General features: G+C 76.4%; 1 protein-coding gene and 1 pseudogene. One reads left to right on the forward strand and one right to left on the reverse strand.

All coding sequences use genetic code 11. The features are described 5' to 3' along the window. On the reverse strand, positions 1-541 hold a 541-nt coding region (locus tag ACWEVO_RS36330), incomplete at its 3' end, for an NAD(P)-dependent oxidoreductase (protein ID WP_452311916.1). 183 nt (positions 542-724) lie between these two features. On the opposite strand from ACWEVO_RS36330, the pseudogene ACWEVO_RS36335 reads away from it, so the two are divergent. Continuing rightward, positions 725-1,492 (forward strand): annotated as a pseudogene (locus ACWEVO_RS36335) (ATP-binding protein); the annotation flags it as partial. Positions 1,493-1,570: the final 78 nt, after the last annotated feature.

The following is a 1,570-nucleotide window of genomic DNA, read 5'->3' on the forward strand; positions in this document are numbered from 1 at the left end:
CCAGCTTCCCCGCGCTGCCGGCGCCGCTCGCGCCGACGTGCCGCACCTGCGCCGGGTCGCCCCAGAGTTCCAGCAGCGGCCGGGCGGCCGCGACGTCCGCCGCCTCGCCGCCGGCGAGCACGCCGAGGGTGCCCTCGGTGGCGGGGCCGACCGAGCCGTAGACCGGCGCGTCCACGTAGCGCAGCCGGTGCTCGCGCAGCCGGGTCGCCATCCGCCGGGAGGCGTCCGGGCCGATGGTGCTGCCGTCCACCACCAGGGTGTCCGGGTCCGCCCCGGAGGCCACCCCGTCCGGGCCGAGCAGCACCTGCTCGACCGCCGCCGGGTCGGCCAGCATCAGCACCACCACGTCCCGGCCGGCCGCGGCGGCGGCCGGCGTCTCCGCCACCGTGGCGCCCTCGGCGGCCAGGGCGTCGGCCTTGCCCCGGGTACGGTTCCAGACGGTCAGCTCGTGCCCGGCCCGGAGCACGTGCCGGGCCATCGGTGTGCCCATCCGACCGAGTCCGAGGAAGGCGACCCGGAGTCGCCGCGTGTCGTCACCCATGCCGGCAGTCAACCGCATCACCGGCCGGCCCGCGCGCCAACCGGCCGGTACGGGGAACCCGGCGCGGCACGGCGACGCGCCGCGTACCGAGGGTGACCAGTTGCGGTCGGACATGTTATTCTCCGGCGTCGATCTAGGCCGTGCGGACCCGACCGGGTCGCTGCCGGAAGGACACCTCCCCCGATGCCGGTCGTAGCCGCCACGACCTCGCCGCCAGGTCCGCTGGACCGGCCGGCCGGCGGCGCGTTCACGCTGATCTTCACCACCCTGCCGGCGCTGCTGCGGCTGACCTGCGGCCTGGCGGCCGCGGCGGCGGCCGTGACGGTGCGTACCCCGCCGGTGCGGGTGGCGCTGCTGGTGCCGGCGGTGGTGGTGCTGACCGCCTGGTCCCTCTGGTACGCGGTCCGCGCGCTGCGGCACGGCATCGGCCCCGCCCTGGTGGCCGGGGACGTCGCGCTCACCACCCTGGCGGCGGTGGCGATCCCGTGGCTGGTCGCGCCGGAGGTGCTGCCGGGCGAGGGAAGCTGGATCGCGGTGCTGGCCAGCACCACGGTGATCAACGCGCAGGCGACCGCCCCGGCCCGCTGGTCGATCCCGGCGGGGCTGCTCGTCACCGCCGGATACGTCGGGGGCGCCGCGGCCGCCGGCAACCCGCTCGAGGCGCGGGCGCACGCCGCCACCCTGCTGGTGCAGGCCGGTCTCACCGCGGTGATGACGGCGCTGATGCGCCACTGGATCGCCCGGGCGGACGCCGTCTTCGCCGACTACCAGCGGCTGAGCCGGGAGGCGGTGGCGGCCCGGGCCGCCCGCGAGGCCGAACGGCGGCAGAACCGGGACCTGCACGACACGGTGCTGGCCACGCTGACCATGGTGGGGCTCGGCGCGGTGTCGGGCCGCTCGGCGGCGCTGGGCGAGCGGTGCGCGGCGGACCTGAGCTGCTTGAACGTCGTCGGGTCGAACGGTGGGGCGGTCACGGAAGTACTCCCCTCGACGGCTCGCTTGATTATTTTATAGTGGCGTGGACTTGGT

This window comes from Micromonospora sp. NPDC003776 (assembly GCF_053605645.1).